Annotated in this window: 16 protein-coding genes, 1 tRNA gene and 1 riboswitch; of the genes, 14 read left to right on the top strand and 3 right to left on the bottom strand. The window is 43.7% G+C overall.

Annotated elements, in window-relative coordinates; genetic code table 11:
• The first annotated feature begins 8 nt into the window (after positions 1 to 8).
• From ACZ49W_RS06330 to ACZ49W_RS06305, 6 genes are all read left to right on the top strand, one after another.
• Entirely contained in the window at positions 9 to 869 is an 861-nt protein-coding gene (locus tag ACZ49W_RS06330) for a methionyl aminopeptidase (protein WP_464814470.1), read from the top strand.
• 1 nt (position 870) lies between these two features.
• Positions 871 to 1800: a YihY/virulence factor BrkB family protein gene (locus ACZ49W_RS06325; protein WP_464814469.1), complete on the top strand. Its 930-nt coding sequence runs from the start codon at positions 871 to 873 to the stop codon at positions 1798 to 1800.
• Positions 1801 to 1930: 130 nt separating this feature from the next.
• Entirely contained in the window at positions 1931 to 2815 is an 885-nt protein-coding gene (locus ACZ49W_RS06320; protein WP_464814468.1) for an ABC transporter ATP-binding protein, read from the top strand.
• 2 nt (positions 2816 to 2817) lie between these two features.
• Positions 2818 to 3540, top strand: a complete 723-nt coding sequence (locus ACZ49W_RS06315) for an ABC transporter permease (RefSeq protein ID WP_464814467.1) — start codon at positions 2818 to 2820, stop codon at positions 3538 to 3540.
• Positions 3530 to 4639, top strand: a complete 1110-nt coding sequence (locus tag ACZ49W_RS06310; RefSeq protein WP_464814466.1) for a histidine kinase — start codon at positions 3530 to 3532, stop codon at positions 4637 to 4639. The genes ACZ49W_RS06315 and ACZ49W_RS06310 overlap by 11 nt, the downstream gene beginning before the upstream one ends.
• Positions 4640 to 5239, top strand: coding sequence for a response regulator transcription factor (locus ACZ49W_RS06305; protein ID WP_464814465.1), 600 nt, complete (start codon positions 4640 to 4642; stop codon positions 5237 to 5239).
• A gap of 69 nt (positions 5240 to 5308) precedes the next feature.
• Here ACZ49W_RS06305 and ACZ49W_RS06300 read toward each other — a convergent pair whose 3' ends face one another.
• A complete protein-coding gene (locus ACZ49W_RS06300; RefSeq protein ID WP_464814464.1) occupies positions 5309 to 5740 on the bottom strand; it encodes a GtrA family protein in 432 nt (143 codons plus the stop codon).
• Positions 5741 to 5854: 114 nt separating this feature from the next.
• On the opposite strand from ACZ49W_RS06300, the gene ACZ49W_RS06295 reads away from it, so the two are divergent.
• Positions 5855 to 6787, top strand: coding sequence for a ketopantoate reductase family protein (locus tag ACZ49W_RS06295; protein ID WP_464814463.1), 933 nt, complete (start codon positions 5855 to 5857; stop codon positions 6785 to 6787).
• Positions 6788 to 6812: 25 nt separating this feature from the next.
• Here ACZ49W_RS06295 and ACZ49W_RS06290 read toward each other — a convergent pair whose 3' ends face one another.
• Positions 6813 to 7265: a hypothetical protein gene (locus tag ACZ49W_RS06290; RefSeq protein ID WP_464814462.1), complete on the bottom strand. Its 453-nt coding sequence runs from the start codon at positions 7263 to 7265 to the stop codon at positions 6813 to 6815.
• 218 nt (positions 7266 to 7483) lie between these two features.
• Positions 7484 to 7581: riboswitch (PreQ1 riboswitch) on the top strand.
• On the opposite strand from ACZ49W_RS06290, the gene ACZ49W_RS06285 reads away from it, so the two are divergent.
• From ACZ49W_RS06285 to addA, 4 genes are all read left to right on the top strand, one after another.
• On the top strand, positions 7579 to 8088 hold the full coding sequence (locus ACZ49W_RS06285; RefSeq protein ID WP_464814461.1) for a QueT transporter family protein: 510 nt from the start codon (positions 7579 to 7581) through the stop codon (positions 8086 to 8088). It overlaps the preceding riboswitch by 3 nt.
• Before the next feature lie 27 nt (positions 8089 to 8115).
• The gene (locus ACZ49W_RS06280; protein ID WP_464814460.1) at positions 8116 to 8478 is read left to right on the top strand and encodes an OsmC family protein; all 363 of its coding nucleotides are present in this window, start codon (positions 8116 to 8118) and stop codon (positions 8476 to 8478) included.
• Positions 8479 to 8556: 78 nt separating this feature from the next.
• The gene (gene rexB / locus ACZ49W_RS06275; RefSeq protein WP_464814459.1) at positions 8557 to 11742 is read left to right on the top strand and encodes an ATP-dependent nuclease subunit B; all 3186 of its coding nucleotides are present in this window, start codon (positions 8557 to 8559) and stop codon (positions 11740 to 11742) included.
• Positions 11739 to 15341 (top strand): helicase-exonuclease AddAB subunit AddA, encoded by a 3603-nt coding sequence (gene addA, locus ACZ49W_RS06270; RefSeq protein ID WP_464814458.1) that lies wholly within the window; start codon positions 11739 to 11741, stop codon positions 15339 to 15341. The genes rexB and addA overlap by 4 nt, the downstream gene beginning before the upstream one ends.
• Before the next feature lie 37 nt (positions 15342 to 15378).
• Here the strand turns inward: addA and ACZ49W_RS06265 are convergent, their stop codons facing one another.
• Positions 15379 to 15687: a hypothetical protein gene (locus ACZ49W_RS06265; RefSeq protein ID WP_464814457.1), complete on the bottom strand. Its 309-nt coding sequence runs from the start codon at positions 15685 to 15687 to the stop codon at positions 15379 to 15381.
• Positions 15688 to 15854: 167 nt separating this feature from the next.
• Between ACZ49W_RS06265 and trhO the strand changes: the two genes are divergently transcribed.
• From trhO to ACZ49W_RS06250, 3 genes are all read left to right on the top strand, one after another.
• Entirely contained in the window at positions 15855 to 16841 is a 987-nt protein-coding gene (gene trhO / locus ACZ49W_RS06260; RefSeq protein WP_464814456.1) for an oxygen-dependent tRNA uridine(34) hydroxylase TrhO, read from the top strand.
• 95 nt (positions 16842 to 16936) lie between these two features.
• Positions 16937 to 17009, top strand: a tRNA-Thr gene (locus ACZ49W_RS06255).
• Between the two features lie 66 nt (positions 17010 to 17075).
• Positions 17076 to 18089 (top strand): NAD(P)/FAD-dependent oxidoreductase, encoded by a 1014-nt coding sequence (locus ACZ49W_RS06250; protein WP_464814455.1) that lies wholly within the window; start codon positions 17076 to 17078, stop codon positions 18087 to 18089.
• Positions 18090 to 18103: the final 14 nt, after the last annotated feature.

The following is an 18103-nucleotide window of genomic DNA, read 5'->3' as shown; positions in this document are numbered from 1 at the left end:
GGAAGAAAATGATTACACTAAAATCACAAAGAGAAATCGAAGCGATGGAAAGAGCAGGAGCTGTTCTTGCCGATATTCATCGCCACTTGAGAGATATGATCAAACCAGGGCTAGACATGTGGGAGATTGAGGAGTATGTCAGAAGACGCTGCAAGGAAGAAAATGTCCTCCCCCTTCAAATCGGGGTGGAAGGCAGCCTCATGGACTACCCTTATGCTACCTGCTGTGGCCTCAATGATGAGGTGGCTCACGCCTTTCCACGTCATTATATCCTAAAAGAAGGAGACCTTTTGAAGGTGGATATGGTGCTTAGTGAGCCGCTGGATAAGTCCGTGGTGGATGTGTCTAAGCTAGATTTTAACAATATCGAGCAGATGAAAGCCTATACCCAAACCTATACCGGTGGCGTGGGAGATTCTTGCTGGGCTTATGCGGTTGGTGAGGTGTCACAAGAAGTGCGTGATTTGATGGAAGTGACCAAAGAATGCCTCTACCGTGGCATCGAGCAAGCCGTTGTCGGTAATCGTTTGGGCGATATTGGCGCTGCCATCCAAGAATATGCCGAAGGAAAAGGATACGGCGTGGTACGTGACTTAGTCGGACACGGAGTTGGACCAACCATGCACGAAGATCCGCTCGTGCCTCACTACGGGGTCAAGGGACGTGGACTTCGCTTGCGTGAAGGCATGGTCTTGACCATCGAACCGATGATTAACACTGGGACTTGGGAAATCGATACCGATCAAAAAACAGGTTGGGCGCATAAGACCCTAGATGGCGGCTTGTCTTGCCAGTACGAACATGTCTTTGTCATTACCAAGGATGGGCCAAAAATTTTGACCAGCCAAGGCGAAGAAAGAACCTACTAGGATGGACCTCTCATCGCTCTTAAAGAAGGGACGAAGGATCTTGGATTCTCGTCTCGTTCGTTCTTTTTGGTCCCATTACCAAGCAGCGGAGATGCAATTGTCTAGTATTGCGGTAGCCTACTACCTCATGTTGACGGCTTTTCCAATTTTAATCATTGCGGCCAATGTCTTTCCTTATCTCAATATTGATTTGTCTGATTTTTTGTCCCTCCTAAGAGATAGTCTGCCAAACCAGCTCTATCAAACGGTGGAATCAGTTATTATCGATATGTTTTCCAAACCAGCAGGGAGTCTTCTAGGAGTGGCAACCTTGACAGCGCTCTGGACCATGACTAAAAGTCTTAGTTCCTTGCAGGTTGCGATTAATAAGGCTTACTGTGTGTCGCATAACCGTAGTTTTTTGCTCAGCCACTTGGTGGGGGCTGTGCTTGGTTTGTTGATTCTATTTTTGCTGACCTTTGCTTTGGTCTTTACCACTTTTTCAGAAGCAGCACTGTCTGCCTTGCATAAGCGCTATGATCTGGGGAATTGGGTGGATATGACCCTATCTTTGACCAAACCTGTGCTGTCTCTTAGTGTGGTCATAGGGTTGATGCTTCTTTACTATATGTTGCCAAATGTCAAAGGAAGAAAGTGGCGCTATACACTTCCAGGTAGTTTATTGACCAGCTTTGTCCTTTTTTTCCTGAGCAATCTCTTTAGCCAATATGTGACTAGACAGTTTGACCGTCTAGGGGATTTGAAGGTTTTTGGATCGATTGTGATTTTTGTTTTGATGATTTGGTTCATTTTTCTAGCCCGTATTTTGATTATCGGTGCCGTACTCAATGCTACAGCCCAAGAACTCAACCAAGGTCTTTTAGAAGCTAGACAAGTCGATGTCAGAAACTGGGTGGATCTAAAAGGCTTTCGACAGTTTATAAAGAAATAACAAAAAATTTGGAGCAAAACTGTTCCAATTTTTTTTTGATGACAAATGTCAGATTATCTTATGACAGAGGTGACTAGTGAAAGGCTGAAAAAGGCGGTAGAATAAGGGTATAGAAAGGACGGTAGTAACGATGCCAACATCCCTCATTTGTGTCAACCAATTACAAAAACAGTTCGGTAGCAAGCAGGTTTTAAAATCGATGAGCTTTGCCATTCAAAAGGGCGATTGTCTCGCTCTGATTGGAGCTAATGGCGCTGGTAAGACCACCTTGTTTTCCTGCCTTTTAGGCGACCTCAACATTTCCCAAGGAGACATCACCGTCATGGGAGAAGCACCAACCTCCCCAAAATTAAGGAACAAAATCGGGGTCCTCTATCAAGAAAATAAAATCGCAGATTATCTGAGTGTTAATGAGTTAATTGCTTATGAACGCTCCATTTACAAGGACAGCCTGTCTTTAGCCGAGATTGATGCTATGCTGCAATTTAGCACTGCACAAAAGAAACAAGTTGCCAGTCAACTGTCTGGAGGTCAAAGACGACTTCTCTCTTTTATCTTGGTCTTGATTGGAAAACCTGACATCATTTACCTTGATGAGCCGACTGCTGCTATGGATACGGGTACGAGACAGCGCTTTTGGGACATCATCCAGACCTTGAAGGAGAGTGGCAAGACCATTATTTATTCATCTCACTATATCGAGGAAGTGGAACACACTGCTGATCGGATCTTGGTTTTGCACCACGGCGAGTTGCTGCGAGATACGACTCCTTATGGTTTGCGTAGTGAGGAGCATGAAAAGGTCTTTACGCTTCCTCTTGATGACCTTGAGGTCTTGAGAGGTCTTCCGGTCTATGACGTAGAAGAAAAATACGATCGCCTCATTTGCAAGACCCATGAGCCACAGTTGGTCTTTGATGCGTTGATCAAGGCCGACTGTCCGATTGAAGCAATCGAGATGACGAACCGTAGTCTTCTCAATAGCTTATTTGAAGAAACTGCCAAAGGAGAATAGCCATGAATACCCTAAAAGCCCTCGTGATAATGGAATACCATATCGCCAAACGCCGTCTAGCCAACTTAGTGATTTCGATAGGTTTGCCAGTCTTGTTTTTCCTTTTTTTCTCTGCGCTCAATCAGGGAGATAAAATTTATAGTCAAACCTACATGCTATCGATGACGGCTTTTTCTAGCTTGAGCTTTGCTTTTTTCACTTTTCCAAACACCCTTCATGATGACCGTACCAGTAACCGACTCAAAGAACTGCGTCACTCGCCTGTTCCCATGTGGCAATACTATGTCAGCAAGATGCTTAGAATCCTCTTTTACTATCTAGTTTCTGTTGTAGTTGTCTTTAGTGTGGGGCACTTTTTTAGAAGGGTGAATATGCCGATGCAGGATTGGTTGGCGCTTGGTAGTCTCTTAATCCTTGGGGGCATTTGTATGATGGGACTTAGCGTCTTACTTTCTACCATCAAGTCTTCTGAATTGCTCTCTATGGTAGGTAATCTCTGCTATGTGGGCTTGGCTCTTCTAGGCGGTCTATGGGTACCGGTTGAAACTTTTCCGAAATTTTTACAAAGCATTTCCAAATTTACGCCGACCTATCACTACGCTCATCTCCTAACCAGCTACTCTAGCCATGACTTTGCCTATTCTTCCTTGCTTATCTTGGTGCTTTATGGCATAATGGGGTTAATCATTGGTGTCTATTTTCAAAAGAAAGTGAGTGTTTCCTAAGGTGAAGCCATCTGTTCAACGTCACAGACCCTTTTATTTGGCCATGATTTTTATGGCTTATCCTATTTTAGGTGCTTTATTTTACGATTATCCCAAGTGGGTCTTGCCGATGACCTTTCTTTTTGCAGCTAGCTACTTGTATATGATTCGTTGTCAAAAGCAAAAGCTCTGGACTCAGATACTGGCTTGGTTCTACGAGATTTTTTACATTAGTTTTATGGTCATGATGTCTCAATCAGTGGGAATCATGTGGTTTTCTTTTTACTTGAGCAATCTCATCGTGTATCGCTATAAGGATTCTTTTAAGTCCTTTCGTTTTATTAGCTTTGTGCTCATGATTGTGATCAATACCGTTTTTGTGGCGGTTTATAGTCATGATCTGACTACGATTGCCACAGCGTTTAGTATGGGAGCCTTTGCCTTAGGGATGATGTTTATCCTCACCCAACAACGCCGCCTCAATGAACAAGAAGAAGCCCTCTACCAGCAACATGCTTATATCAATCTCTTGAGCGCTGAAAATGAGCGTAACCGCATCGCTCAGGATTTGCATGACACGTTGGGGCACGTCTTTGCCATGATGACCATTAAGACCGAACTAGCTCTTAAGCAACTGGAAAAACACCAAGAAAATGCCGTTAAAAAGGAATTGACCGAACTCCATGATATGAGTCGCACTTCTATGCAGGAAGTGAGGCAGCTGGTCAATCATTTTAAAACCAGAACCCTCAAGGAGGAGCTAGAACATTTGGAACAAATGCTAGCCTTATCTGATATCCAGTTTGACTTGGACTTGGCTCTAGAAGCCGATCGCCTCTCTCCAGCCCTCCAGTCTAACAGTGTCATGATGGTGCGTGAGTTGGTCAATAATGTCATCAAACACGCCCATGCCAAGCGCTTGACCCTAAGATTAGCTGAAGAAGGAGAAGCTCTTGTCATTGAAGCCCAAGATGATGGTATCGGTTTTGCGCAAGTCACGGGTGAGGAATTGCACTCTATTAGAGAGCGTCTAGCCCTTATTAGGGGAGAGGTGACAATCGTTTCTGACAAAAATCCAACCTTGGTGCGCTTGTATTTGAAAAAAGAAAGGAACCTTTAGATGAAACTTCTCCTTGCTGAAGACCAGTCCATGTTGCGAGATGCCCTTTGTCAGTTGCTACTCCTAGAGGATGATGTGGAAACCGTTAAAACAGCCAAAAACGGTGAAGAAGCTATTGCACTTCTTGAAGCAGAAGCCTTTGACGTGGCAATCTTAGATGTAGAAATGCCGCAAAAAACAGGTCTAGATGTCCTGGAGTGGGTGAGAAAAGAGGGATTGCCTATCAAGGTGGTTATCGTGACCACCTTTAGACGCTCAGGCTATTTCAAACGTGCCCTCAAAGCCCATGTGGATGCCTATGTCCTAAAGGACCGCTCCACGAGTGAACTCATGACGACCCTCCACAAGGTCTTGGCTGGGCAAAAAGAGTATTCGCCAGAACTCATGGAAGAAGTCGCTTTTTCCAGCAATCCCTTGAGTTCTCGTGAGCTTGAGATTCTCCGCTTGGTGGAACAAGGTAACTCCAACCAAGCCATATCCGCCCAGCTCTTTTTATCCAATGGCACCGTCAGAAACTATCTGACCACTATCTTTACAAAACTTGGTGCCCATAATCGAACTGAAGCTGTCCGAATTGCCAAGGAAAGGGATTGGTTGTAAAAAAGCCTCTTTTGTAAAAAAAGATGGCTTTTTGCTTTGCTAAAGGAAGAGGTATTGAAAAAGGAAACCTTATGTGGAGCTGTGATCGTTGAAAACGATGAGCTTACTAAAGAGGTAGTTTAAGACGATGATGAGGACTTGTGAAAAGAGGCTTTCAATCTTATCCACCCAAAAGAGATCATCTGAGACGAATTGCCCGATGAGATGAGGATAGGTCTCCACCAAGAGAAAAGCCAAGGATAAATCAAGAAGTAAGGTCGCTAGGCGAGCAGTGACAAATTTGCCAAGGCGTTTGACCCAGCCTGTTTGAGGCTGCTTAAAGACCCATTTGTCGTTGGTAAAAAAGGCAAAGAGAATGGCGGTGAGATTGGCTAGGCTGGCTGATAGGGTCGCTTCTTTGGTCAGAGCAAAGAATAGACTGCGCGTGATAAAATAGACGACAGTAGCCAATACACCAAAAAAGAGATAACTGAAAATTTCATTGTTGAGTAGTTTCTTCATATCCTCTACTTTATCATATTTTTAGAAAAGATACCATTCTAATCCAAAAGAACATTGTTTTAAATTTTTAGAAAATAAGAAATTATGGTATGATAAGAAAAAGGAGGAATGAAGATGAAAACATTATTTGCTGGAGCCGGTGCTTTGGGTTCGCGTTTTGCTTATATGCTCTCTCAAAATGGGGCTGATGTGACCTTGATGGATGACTGGCAACCCCATGTAGAAAAGCTTAAAAAAGATGGGCTAAAAGTCATCATTGACGGGGATGACTTAGGGTATCACCATTTCCCTGTCTTTTATCCAGAGGAGTTAGAAGGGGAATTTGATGTGGTTTTTGTTGCGGTCAAGTCCATGCAACTTCCCTCTACCATGGAAAAACTCAAGCCCTTTTTGAAAGAGGACACCAAGGTTCTTTGTATTCTCAATGGTTTAGGGCATGTGGATACCTTGAAAGAGTTTGTCCAACCAGAAAATATCTTAATCGGTGTGACGCTTTGGACCAGTGGGTTGGGAGGTCCGGGTATCTTAGACGCGGTTGGGACTGGAAAGACGGAGATTAAGCAAGTCGCAGGAGAGGACACTAGAAAAACGAGAGAGATTATTGAACGGTATAACCAAGCCGGTCTAAACTTTCACTATTCGGATAATGTGGAGCAATCCATTTGGCATAAGGCTGGTCTAAATGGGGTTCTCAATACTTATTGTACCCTCATTGATTGTAACATCAATCAGTATGGGTCTTATAGTGGGGAGGATGCTCTGACGGATGCTGTTTTAGACGAGTTTGTAGCAGTAGGGCGTGCGCTGGGTGTTGCGGTCAATAAAGCAATCATCAAAGCCAATATCCACTCCTGTTTTGACCCTAAAACAGCGGGTCTCCACTACCCTTCTCTTTATCAAGACATGAAAAATGGTCGCCTTACCGAAATTGACTACCTCAACGGTTATGTAGCAAGGCGCGGAAAAGAACAAGGCATCAAGACCCCTGTTTGTGACCTGATCACTCACCTCATCCATGCTAAAGAAGAAGTCAATGGAAATCATTAAGCTAATAAAAAAGAGTAGGAGAGGCCTACTCTTTTTGACTATCATCGTTTTGGTAGAGTTTGATAAGATTAGCCACTTCTTTTCCAATCTTGACGGTCAAAAAGTAAATGCTAAAAGCAATCATCAAGGTTTGGAAGTATTTGCTATCTTCTTTGGTATCCGAAAAAATCTTGCTGACGTAGAGGTCAAAGTACAAGGAAAAGCAAGTAATGAGAAAGCTAGGCTGGAAAATCTTGACCGTGTAGCGTAGGCTGGGGCGCTTGAGACGCTTGAGGATAAAATAAGCGAAGATGCCACTGGCATGATACATGATTCCAAGCAAGATACCAGACAAAAACATGAGTTGCTCAAAGGTAAAATCACTCTTATGGTCGATAAAGTCTAGTAAAGGAATAAAGCCTAAAAGCACGACAAACTCTAAAAGAGTAAAGATCAGGATTTGGATAATGATTTTCTTTGGTTTGGATAGGGGAAGCATAAGACCTCATTTTTATGTTTTCCTTATATTGTAAAGGATAAGGTGGAAAAAGGCAAGTCATTGGAAAAGACTTGTCATCCTATTTTAGCAAAATCTTGCTTGGTATTGGTCATTAGAATATAAGGCTGATAAATGGACGAACAAGCTATTATAGCATTAAAAATACCTTAGCGACATGACCTATTTATCAGTAGCTTACCTTTCTTTTTCAGAGAAAATATGCTACAATAGAGCTGTTGCAAAGCAACCCTTGGTGCTTAAGATCCTTTCGCCAAGCATATTAGAAACGGTTTAGCCGTCAAAGGAGAAGAAAATGAAACCAATAACCAGTAAAGATATGGTGCAGATTGCCCTTGTTGCCGCGGTTTATGTGGTCTTGACCATCACCCCGCCTTTAAATGCCATCAGCTACGGTGCTTACCAGTTCCGTGTGTCTGAAATGCTGAATTTTTTAGGCTTTTATCATCGCAAGTATATCTTAGGGGTGACCCTTGGTTGTATGATTGCTAATTTTTTCAGTTTTGGAGTGATTGATGTAGTCGTGGGTGGTTTATCGACCTTAGTCTTTGTCTCTTTGGGTGTTTTTTTGTTCAAACGCTATCAAGGAGAGCGTGTACTGGGTGGTTTGTTTGATAAGGCCTTTTTCTACTTTTCTATCTTTTTTGCCTTATCGATGTTTACCGTTGCCTTGGAGTTAACCATCATCGCTGGTTTGCCATTTTTTGCCACTTGGATGACCACTGCAGTGGGCGAATTGGCTTCGCTCTTGGTGGGGAGCCTTGTGATTGAGCGTTTGGCTAGGGCGATTGATTTCAAAAAATAATCTCACATTCCCAAAAGGAGGAGAAGTATGTATCATCACAAGGTCAAAGGACAAGGTTTTTTAGAAGCAAAAGGAATGGGCTATGGCGAATCCATTGACCTCTTTGGAAAAACCAGTCAAGGAGAAACGCCCATGAGTTTGGTCAATATGGCCTTGGCCGGCTGTGTTACCATGTGTGTGCAGGGCTATTTTGCCAAGGTTCATGCTGAGCGTCACATCGAGATTGAGACGCTTTCTGACTACGAGGCAGGTCACTTTAGTTTGAGCCTGCAATTGAAAGAACCTCTTGATGAAAAGGAACAAGCGGCAGTCTTAGCTTATGTGGACGAACGCTGCCGTGTCAAGCAATTATTTAAAGACGATATCAAGGTTACGATTAGCTTTTTATAAAGAAAGAGAGTGGTTCTAGGAACGACTCTCTTTTCAGTTATGGTATAATGAAACTCAAGACGAAAGGAGCAAGGCAAGATGAAACTTCTCTATACAGATATCTGGCAGGATATGACTCCGATACTAGCAAAAGAGGCGAAAGACTATGCCGCAACAGGTAAGCGAGTATTTTATATTGCGCCTAACTCACTGTCCTTTGAAAAAGAAAAACAGGTTTTGGCTTACTTACCTCATCAGGCATCCTTTGCCATTACTATTACACGCTTTACCCAGATGGCGCGCTATTTTGTGTTTGATCAGCCCTTGATGGAAAAAGGGTTAGATGAGACACAGTTGAGTCTGCTTTTGTACCGCATTTTGCTAGGCATCAAAGAGGAGGAATTGCCCTACTATGGTCGGGTCAAATCTTCTTTGGATTTTATCCAGCAATTACTGGTCCTTTATAAAGAGATGCAGACAGCGAGAATGACCCTGTTTGATTTGGAAGGACTGGAAAATAAGGCCAAGGCGGCGGACTTGATTTTGATTTTTAGTCGCCTTCAAGCTACCATGTTGGAGGAAAATTTTGAGACTAGAGGTGTTTTGCAGTCTTTTACTCAAGCTCTTTTCGATCAGCAGTTAGGAGATAGGCTCAAGGATGTGGTTGTGGTGATCGATGGTTTTACTCGCTTTTCTGCGGAGGAAGAGGCTTTTATCCAGCAGTTGAACGCCGCTTGCCATGAGGTGGTGATTGGCACCTATATTAGTCAAAAGGCTTATCGATCGGTTTATAGTGGTGGTAGTAGCTATGAGTCTAGTTTGGATTTTATGAGGGAATTAGCAAGACAGTATGAAACAGCTCCCCTCTACCAATCTAGCCAAGGGTCGACTAGTCCTTTTGCGCCTTTGTCACGCGCTTTTGAGGCAGTTTTTAGCCCTGTTGATAGCCAAGAACCTCCGCTTGAGATGGGAGAGCATCTCCTTTTAAGACGTTACCGCACACAAAAAGAAGAATTAGAAGGTGTCGCTAGAGACATTAGAGAAAAGCTAAAAGCTGGCTACCGTTATCAGGATATCCGTGTCTTACTTGGAGATGTGTCGAGTTATCAACAACTGATTGAAACGGTGTTTGAGCGCTATGATATTCCCTACTATATAGCAGAGAGTCGGCAGATGGCCCACCATCCCTTGATTGTGTTGGTGGAGTCTTTGGAGCGAATTGTGCGTTACCACTATCGCAGTGAAGATGTCTTTAACCTCTTAAAGACCGGTCTTTACATGGATTTGGACCAAGATTTATTGGATCATTTTGAGGCTTATGTTCGCTTTGCAGATATCAAGGGGAAAGTTGCCTTTACTCAGCCTTTTACCTTAAAAAGTCCAAAAGGAGACGACCTAGAGTCGCTCAATCGTTTTAAGGGAGAAGTCCTTGCTCCTTTGATGACTTTTCTTGGTAGCCGCAAACAATCTGGCAAGAGTTTGTTGAGTAAATTGATGAACTTTTTAGAAACGATTGAACTGCCCAAGCAGTTGAGTCGCTTGGTGGAAGGGGCTTCTGAAGATGAGCGCCAACAACACCGAGAGGCTTGGGAGACCTTTTGCCAGTTGCTTGAAAGTTTAGATCGGATTGTCGGACAGACTTCTTTGAGTCTTTTAGACTTTTTATCCATCCTCTCCCATAGTTTGCTTTCTGGGAATTATCGTACGGTGCCTGCTACGGTGGATGTGGTTCAGGTGGCGGACTATGACTTGGTCGAAGCACACAGCAGTCCCTTGGTCTATGCTGTTGGATTGACCCAGTCGCATTTTCCTAGGATAATGCGTCCAAGCAGTCTTTTGTCCGAAGATGAGCGCCTCTACCTTAATGCCAAAGAGGGGGATTACCGTTTGGAAGTGGCTGGGCGTGAAGCCAGTAAGCGCCATCATTTTCTAGCTCTATCTTTGTTAAACAGTGCTAAGGAGCAGCTGATATTGAGCTACCCTCAGTTGCTGTCGGAAACCCAAGAAGAGCCGTCTCCTTATCTCAAAATACTGAACCAGCTGGGCATTCCTTTTGTTGATAAGGGGGCTATTTCACCTTCTTATAAGGAAGTGATCAGGCGTTTGCTGAGTGTCAACCACCTAACCTTAGCAGGTCTTGATCCTGCTAGTCCAGCCTTTTTGAGAGCAGGAGCCAAGCAGATAAGAGAGCGTTTAGAGGAGGGGCGGTTGGCTACTAGTTTAGATAGCAGACTCTTGACGCAAGCGGTATCGCTAGAGGTTCTGAATCAGCGTTTCAAAGAGGGACACTTGCTCTTATCAGCTTCTGCTCTCCAAACCTTTTACAATAACCAGTATCTCTATTTCTTGCGTTATGTCTTGGGACTGCAAAGCGAAGAAAGTATCTATCCTGATGCGAGACAGCACGGGCGTTACTTGCACCGAGTTTTTGAATTGGTCATGGCGGATCAAGGACAAGAGACGTTTGACCAAAAATTAGACAAAGCCTTAAAAACGGCTCGTTCTGAGGATACCTTCGCTCAATTTTACCAACAGGATCAGGCAGGTGTTTACAGCTTGAGTGTTTTGAGTGATATTGCTAAAAGCACCGCAGCTATTTTGGCTAGGGACAGTCATCAGGTTGTGGACGAGGAGCTTTCTTTTCAGCTTGAACTCAACAAAAGTTTGTCTGTGCGTGGCGTGATTGACCAGCTCAAACAAACTCCTCTTAATAGCTACGGTGTCGTGGATTATAAGTCTAGCAGTAAACGCTTTGATTTGCTGAGTTTTTACCACGGTTTAGATGTGCAGTTGGTAACTTATTTGCAAGCTTTGGCGCAACAGGATCTGCCCTTATTTGGAGCCATGTATCTGCACATGATGGAACCAAAGCTGGATTTTGAAGGGGGGGAGGAAGACAGCGCCTTGGTGCAACAAGCCCACAAAGCCTTGTCTTATAAAGGACTCTTTTTAAAACAAGACCAGCCTCTAGCGGATACTTCTCTTTATCAGATGAATCATTCACTCTATGATAAGGAGGAATTGGAGCTTTTGTTTACCTATAATCGGCATCTCTTTGAAGTGGCTAAGGAGGTGATTTTATCTGGACACTTTGCCATCAACCCCTATACTAAGGATGGTCGTACGGTTCTAGGCGACCAACTCAAGGCGATTACGCGTTTTTCAGCTGATCAGCATTTGGGAGAAAGCAGAAAACTTTTGCGTCTTCCTCAAGAGTTAGTGCGAAATGACAAGGAAAGACGCTTGTATCTCTTGGAGAAAATGAAGGAGGAAACGGATCGATGAAAACTCCATTTTTAGATCAAGAGGCGATTGTTGCTCTAAAAGCGCAGGAAAAAGCCTCCCAACTGGAGCAAAAACGCACTCCAGAGCAGATTGATGCCATTTATACGCATGGGGGCAATATCTTGGTCTCAGCATCTGCTGGTTCTGGAAAGACCTTTGTCATGATTGAGCGGATTATGGACATGATCGAGCGTGGTGTGAGCCTTAATCGTCTTTTTATCTCGACCTTTACGGTCAAGGCAGCACAAGAGTTAAAAGAGCGGCTGGAGCGTAAACTTAGGAGTCGTCTTGCTGAGGCTAAGACGGATGAAACAAGAGCTTATTTTTCAGCTCAGTTAGCCCTCTTACCCTTATCTGATATTGGTACCATGGATGCCTTTACCAATCAATTGGTCAAGGATTATGGGCATCTAATTGGAGTGCCGTCTCATTTTCGTATTATGCAGGATCAAAGCGAGATGTCGCTTTTGAAAAAAGAAGTCTTTCAGGATCTCTTTAATGACTACATGACTGGAAAAGACCGTGTTCGTTTCCTATCTATGGTCAAAAATCTCACCCTCGGAGCCAAAGACACCAAGCCTTTTGAAGCTTTGGTTTATGGCATTACGGATTTTTCCCAGTCCACTAGCCATCCAAAGCAGTGGTTACAGGAGGTCTTTTTATCCAGCTATGAGCCGAGTACCTTAGCGACTTTGGGACAAAAGCAAAGAGAGGCTTATTTAGAGGATTTGGCTTATCTCTTAGGTGAGATGAAAGGCTTTTTCCAGTACCATTTAGAACAAGCCAGAACTTATTTTCCAAAGGCCAAGTATCTGGATAATCTGGCAGAGGTTAGCCAGCTTTTAGATGCCCTAGAAGAAGAGAGTAAGGACGGCTTATTGGCATTAGCTAAGGCTATCCTTGATATCAATAAGCAAAGTAATGGCAGGGGGTTGACCAATGCGAGTCGTCCAAGCGACGAGGACTTGATGGCATATAAAACGCGGTACAATGCGGATAAAAATGATTATCTAGAGAACCTAAAAGCTAGCGTCCAAGGTATTTTAGACCAAGAAGAAATCGTCAAGTATCAAGACCAGCTCCTTCCTTTACTAACCATTTTGCGGGATTTTGTGCTGGATTTTTCGGACCAATACCTGCAACTGAAAAAGCAAGAAGGCCAGTTTGAATTTAGCGACTTGGCTCACTTGTCTATCCATTTGCTCGAAACGCAAAAAGAGCTGAGAGAGCAGTTGCAAGACCAATTTGTCGAAATCATGGTAGATGAATATCAAGACAATAATCACCTGCAAGAAACCCTTTTAGATCTCTTATCTCGAGGTGATAATCGCTTTATGGTAGGGGACATTAAGCAGTCCATCTACCGTTTTAGACAGGCTGACCCGCAGATTTTTAACCAAAAGTTTCAGGATTACAATAAGACCGAAACGAGCAACCACTTGATCTTGCTCAAGGAGAATTTTAGAAGCCATCAGAATGTTCTTGACTCCACCAATTTGCTGTTTCGTCATCTCATGGATCAGGCTCTAGGGGAAATCACCTACGACAGCAGTCATGAACTTTTAGCGGGGACTTTGGAGCAGAGGCTTGAGCGACCTGATCATCAGACGACCTTTCTCTTTTATGAGCAAAATGAGACAGAACCCTTAGATGGTGGGGAGATCGAGCTAGTCGCACAGGAGATTTTACGCTTACATAGGGAAAAAGAAATCTCTTTTTCAGACATCGCTCTTTTAGTCCCCTCACGCAGTGCCAATAAAGCCATTACAAGGATCTTTCAAGACTATCAAATTCCCTTGGTAGCTGATGGTGGGGAGACCCACTATCTTGAGTCCGTGGAAGTGATGGTCATGCTTGAGACCCTAAGAACCATCAACAATCCCTTGAATGACTATGCTCTTGTGGCTTTGCTTCGTTCTCCTATGTTTAGTTGGAAAGAAGATGAGCTGGCTCGGGTGGCAGTTTTGGTCGAGGACAAGATGCCGTTTTATGACAAATTGCAGCAGGTGGAAAAGCAAGCTGATCATAATCTTGTGAACAAAGACCTCCTTGAAAAAACTAGAATCTTTCTAGCAACCCTCTCTCATTGGCGAGAGGTCGCTCGTTTGAGCAGCCTTTATGATTTGATTTGGACCATTTATGAAGAGAAATTTTATCTCGATTATGTTGGAGGACAGCCCAATGCCGAGCAGGCTAAGGCCAATCTCTATGCTCTTGCTCATCGGGCCAATCAATTTGAAAGCACGGGATTTAAGGGATTGACGCGTTTTATCGCTTTGATGGATCATTTGATTAAAGAAGAGCATGATTTGGCAGATGTGCCGGTATCAAGCCCTTCTGATGCCGTCCAACTCTTGACCATTCATAAGAGTAAGGGGTTGGAGTTTCCTTATGTTTTTTTGCTCAACTTAGATAAGAAATTTAATTTGAAAGATGTCACCACCAATGTGGTTCTCAGTCGGACGTATGGGATTGGCAGCCTTTATCTGGCAGATAAAAAGGCAGACATCGAGACTTTTCTTTCTAGTCTCAAGGTGAAAATGCCCAGTGTCCCTTATCAGATTATTCAAGAAGACTTGGTGCTTGAGACCTTGTCTGAACGCCTACGCCTGCTCTATGTCGCCATGACTAGGGCAAAAGACCAGCTCTATCTGGTCGGAAAAGGCAAACCTCATCAGATTCAAGAGGAAAAGGAGCAAGAGGGTAGCAGTGTGGTCTTGCCTTTTCAGGTAAGACGGCGTGCCAGAAGTTTCCAAGACTGGATTTTGGCGGTTTATCACCATCTTGAGAAGAAGGACCGCCTCTTTAATCTAGTGACAAAGACAGAAGAAGAGATCCTAGCAGGACGTCGGCAAAAAAGCGAGTTGCAGGAAATCTTAGATGAGAGTGATCCCTACTCACCAGCTGAGATTTTAGAGGCTTTAGAGACCATGGAGCAGGTCTTTGCTCTCAATCACAAGTACGATCGAGCCATTCATCTCCCTCGTGTGACGACACCTAGCCAGATTAAGGCTTTTTATGAACCCATTAGCGAGACAGAAGGGGTGGCGATTTTGGATAAGAACGAGCGTCCTTTGACGTTTACGCTTCCGAATTTGGGTCAGAAAGCGCCTGTCACAGGGGCCATGATTGGAAGTGCCACCCACGAACTCATGCAACGCCTACCTCTTTCAAACGAGGTCACGTTTGAAGACTTGGAAACTGCCCTTAGCCAAGTCCAAGCTGACCCTGCGGTTAAGAAAAAAATAGACCTACATAAGATCTATGCTTTCTTTCAAACACCGCTTGGTCAGCTCCTTCAAAAAGAACATCAAAAAGTCCACCGTGAAGCACCTTTTGCTATGATTGAGCAAGATCCCATCAGCAAGGAAGACTTTGTAATTCGGGGAATTTTAGATGGCTATGTGTTATTAGACGATCGCATTATTTTGTTTGATTACAAGACTGATCGTTATCAGCATCCGCAGCAAGTGTTAGAACGCTACAAAGAGCAGATGGCCCTCTATGCCACGGCTTTATCGCGTTCTTATCAAATGGAGCAGGTGGAGCAGTACCTGATTCTCTTAGGAGGAAGGCACTTGGAGGTTTTAAAAGTCTAAAAGAAAAAGCTAGGTCAAAAAGCCTAGCTCTTTTTCATTAGAGCAAAAAGGGTTCCACAGTGATATCCAGTTGCGGATACTTGGTGGTTAGGGTTTGGCTGGTTTCTTGGTAGAGCCTTCTGATGGTTTCAATGCGTTCTGGAAATTCATGACCAATGTAGTGGGCTTGAGATTCCAGACTCAAAAAGAGACTGTGAAAGAGTTGATTCATCTCTTCGAGTTTCTTTTTTAATGCGTCATCTTTGTCCAAAAAATCAGGGATGACATAAGGCGCAAAGAGCAAGGGATCAGCTGTTTCTTCTTTAATCGGATAGGTGCCGTATTCTAAGGCAAATTCGTAATGCATAGGAGTCCTTTCTAGCTTGTCGCTGGTTTTCATTTTACCACATTTTGAGTGAAAGCGGTCTATATTTGTCTTAAAATCACCAAAAAACCTTTGCTATTTTGGGCTTAAAATAGTAAAATAAAGGTGATTGAGAAAATCAAATCTATTGCAAAGATTGGAGAAAGACCATGTCAGAAAAAATTAGAGTATTGCTTTATTATAAGTATGTTCCGATTGAGAACGCAGAAGAATATGCCAAAAAACACTTGGCTTTTTGTAAGTCCATCGGTCTAAAAGGACGCATCCTCATCGCAGATGAAGGGATTAACGGTACTGTTTCAGGAGACTACGAAACCACTCAAAAATACATGGACTGGGTGCATAGCGATCCTCGTTTTAGTGACCTTTGGTTCAAAATTGACGAAGAAGATCATCAAGCCTTCCGCAAGATGTTTGTACGCTACAAGAAAGAAATCGTTCACCTTGGTTTAGAAGATAATGATTTTGATAATGACGTCAATCCACTTGAGTTGACAGGTGAGTATCTCTCACCAAAACAATTCAAGGAAGCCCTCTTGGATGAAGATACGGTTGTTCTTGATACCCGTAACGACTACGAGTACGACCTCGGTCACTTTAAAGGAGCGATTCGCCCTGACATCCGCAACTTCCGTGAGTTGCCACAATGGGTGCGTGACAACAAAGAAAAATTCATGGACAAGCGCGTGGTCGTTTACTGTACCGGTGGTGTACGCTGTGAAAAATTCTCTGGTTGGATGGTGCGTGAAGGCTACAAGGATGTAGGTCAACTACACGGTGGTATCGCGACTTACGGCAAAGATCCAGAAGTCCGTGGTGAACTTTGGGAAGGAAAAATGTACGTCTTTGATGACCGTATTTCTGTTGACATTAACCATGTCGATCCAAGCGTTATCGGAAAAGACTGGTACGACGGAACTCCGTGTGATCGCTATGTGAATTGTGCCAACCCATTTTGTAACCGTCAATTCTTCACTTCAGAAGAAAATGAAGATAAATACGTCCGTGGTTGCTCAAAAGAGTGCCGTGCCCATGAGCGCAATCGCTACGTCGCAGAACACGGTCTTAGCCGTGAAGAGTGGGCAAAACGTCTAGAAGCTATCGGTGAAGAGCTTCCATTCCATAAAGAAGCTTAATCGAATGAGAGACTGGTTCAGCTGGTCTCTTTTTGTGTGAGAAATCCTAAAAAAGATTGACTTTAACGCCCAATATGGTATAATAGTTTCGAAAAGCCGATTTAGCTCAGTTGGTAGAGCAACGCACTCGTAACGCGTAGGTCACAGGTTCGAGCCCTGCAATCGGCATTTTGACACCAGAGAGCCTGCCTAGGCTTTTTTATTTTCTAATGGTCTGATCAAAGATGAATAGGTATGGAAAGAAGAGAAGATATGACAGACGAAAAAGTATATGATATTACGATTATTGGAGGGGGACCTATCGGGCTTTTTGCAGCTTTTTATGCGGGCTTGAGAAGCTTATCGGTCAAGATCATCGAATCTTTGGATGAGCTGGGCGGACAGCCTGCGATTTTATACCCAGAAAAGCTCATCTATGATATCCCGGGCTTTCCAGCTATTTCAGGAAAGAATTTGACGGAAAATCTCATTGAGCAACTTTCACGTTTTGACGCTACGACCACCATTTGTTTGGGAGAGACTCTCGAAACCTTTGAACGTGAGGGGAAGGTATTTAGATTAAACACTAATCGTGGTCAACATTTTTCAAAAGCTATTGTCCTAGCTTGTGGCAATGGGGCTTTTGCGCCTAGACCGCTCGGGCTAGAAGGGGAAGACAAGCATCATCAAGAGACTATTTTTTATCATGTGCCCCAGTTGGAACGTTTCAGAAATCAAGACGTGGTTATCTGTGGCGGCGGGGATTCAGCAGTGGACTGGGCAAATAGTCTGGTGAATGTGGCAAAGTCTGTGACTTTGGTCCACCGCAGAGAGGCTTTTCGAGCGCATGAGCATAGTGTCGCTCAACTAGAAGCATCTAAGGTTCAGATCTTAACCCCCTATCTGCCTTTGACATTTTTAGAAGAGCAGGATCAACTTAAAGGACTGCGGGTCAAAAAGGTCAAATCAGAGGAGACGCAGGATCTGTTCTTTGATGCCTTGATTGTGAGTTTTGGTTTTTCCACCAACCACAAACACTTGAAACACTGGAACTTAGATACCAAGCGCTCTAGTGTCTTAGTTAATCGCTATCTTGAAACCAGTCAAGCGGGTGTGTATGCGATTGGAGATAGCGCCTTTTATGAGGGCAGGGCTGATTTGATTGCGACTGGTTTTGGCGAAGCTCCTCTTGCGATTAACCGTGCTATGGATTTCATCTATCCAGAACGAGATAACCGTATGGTGCATTCCACATCTTTGTTGAAATAAAAGTTTAGAAGGAA

Source organism: Streptococcus sp. STR1/CE/0325, from assembly GCF_055386095.1.
This window is presented reverse-complemented; position numbering and strand designations above follow the sequence as displayed.

Coding starts and splice junctions, on each gene's coding strand:
- ACZ49W_RS06295 (WP_464814463.1), top strand. CDS start 5,855: ATGAAAACATTATTTGCTGGAGCCGGTGCTTTGGGTTCGCGTTTTGCT.
- ACZ49W_RS06280 (WP_464814460.1), top strand. CDS start 8,116: ATGTATCATCACAAGGTCAAAGGACAAGGTTTTTTAGAAGCAAAAGGA.
- ACZ49W_RS06250 (WP_464814455.1), top strand. CDS start 17,076: ATGGAAAGAAGAGAAGATATGACAGACGAAAAAGTATATGATATTACG.
- ACZ49W_RS06290 (WP_464814462.1), bottom strand. CDS start 7,265: ATGCTTCCCCTATCCAAACCAAAGAAAATCATTATCCAAATCCTGATC.
- ACZ49W_RS06265 (WP_464814457.1), bottom strand. CDS start 15,687: ATGCATTACGAATTTGCCTTAGAATACGGCACCTATCCGATTAAAGAA.
- trhO (WP_464814456.1), top strand. CDS start 15,855: ATGTCAGAAAAAATTAGAGTATTGCTTTATTATAAGTATGTTCCGATT.
- addA (WP_464814458.1), top strand. CDS start 11,739: ATGAAAACTCCATTTTTAGATCAAGAGGCGATTGTTGCTCTAAAAGCG.
- ACZ49W_RS06320 (WP_464814468.1), top strand. CDS start 1,931: ATGCCAACATCCCTCATTTGTGTCAACCAATTACAAAAACAGTTCGGT.
- ACZ49W_RS06305 (WP_464814465.1), top strand. CDS start 4,640: ATGAAACTTCTCCTTGCTGAAGACCAGTCCATGTTGCGAGATGCCCTT.
- ACZ49W_RS06325 (WP_464814469.1), top strand. CDS start 871: ATGGACCTCTCATCGCTCTTAAAGAAGGGACGAAGGATCTTGGATTCT.
- rexB (WP_464814459.1), top strand. CDS start 8,557: ATGAAACTTCTCTATACAGATATCTGGCAGGATATGACTCCGATACTA.
- ACZ49W_RS06300 (WP_464814464.1), bottom strand. CDS start 5,740: ATGAAGAAACTACTCAACAATGAAATTTTCAGTTATCTCTTTTTTGGT.
- ACZ49W_RS06330 (WP_464814470.1), top strand. CDS start 9: ATGATTACACTAAAATCACAAAGAGAAATCGAAGCGATGGAAAGAGCA.
- ACZ49W_RS06285 (WP_464814461.1), top strand. CDS start 7,579: ATGAAACCAATAACCAGTAAAGATATGGTGCAGATTGCCCTTGTTGCC.
- ACZ49W_RS06315 (WP_464814467.1), top strand. CDS start 2,818: ATGAATACCCTAAAAGCCCTCGTGATAATGGAATACCATATCGCCAAA.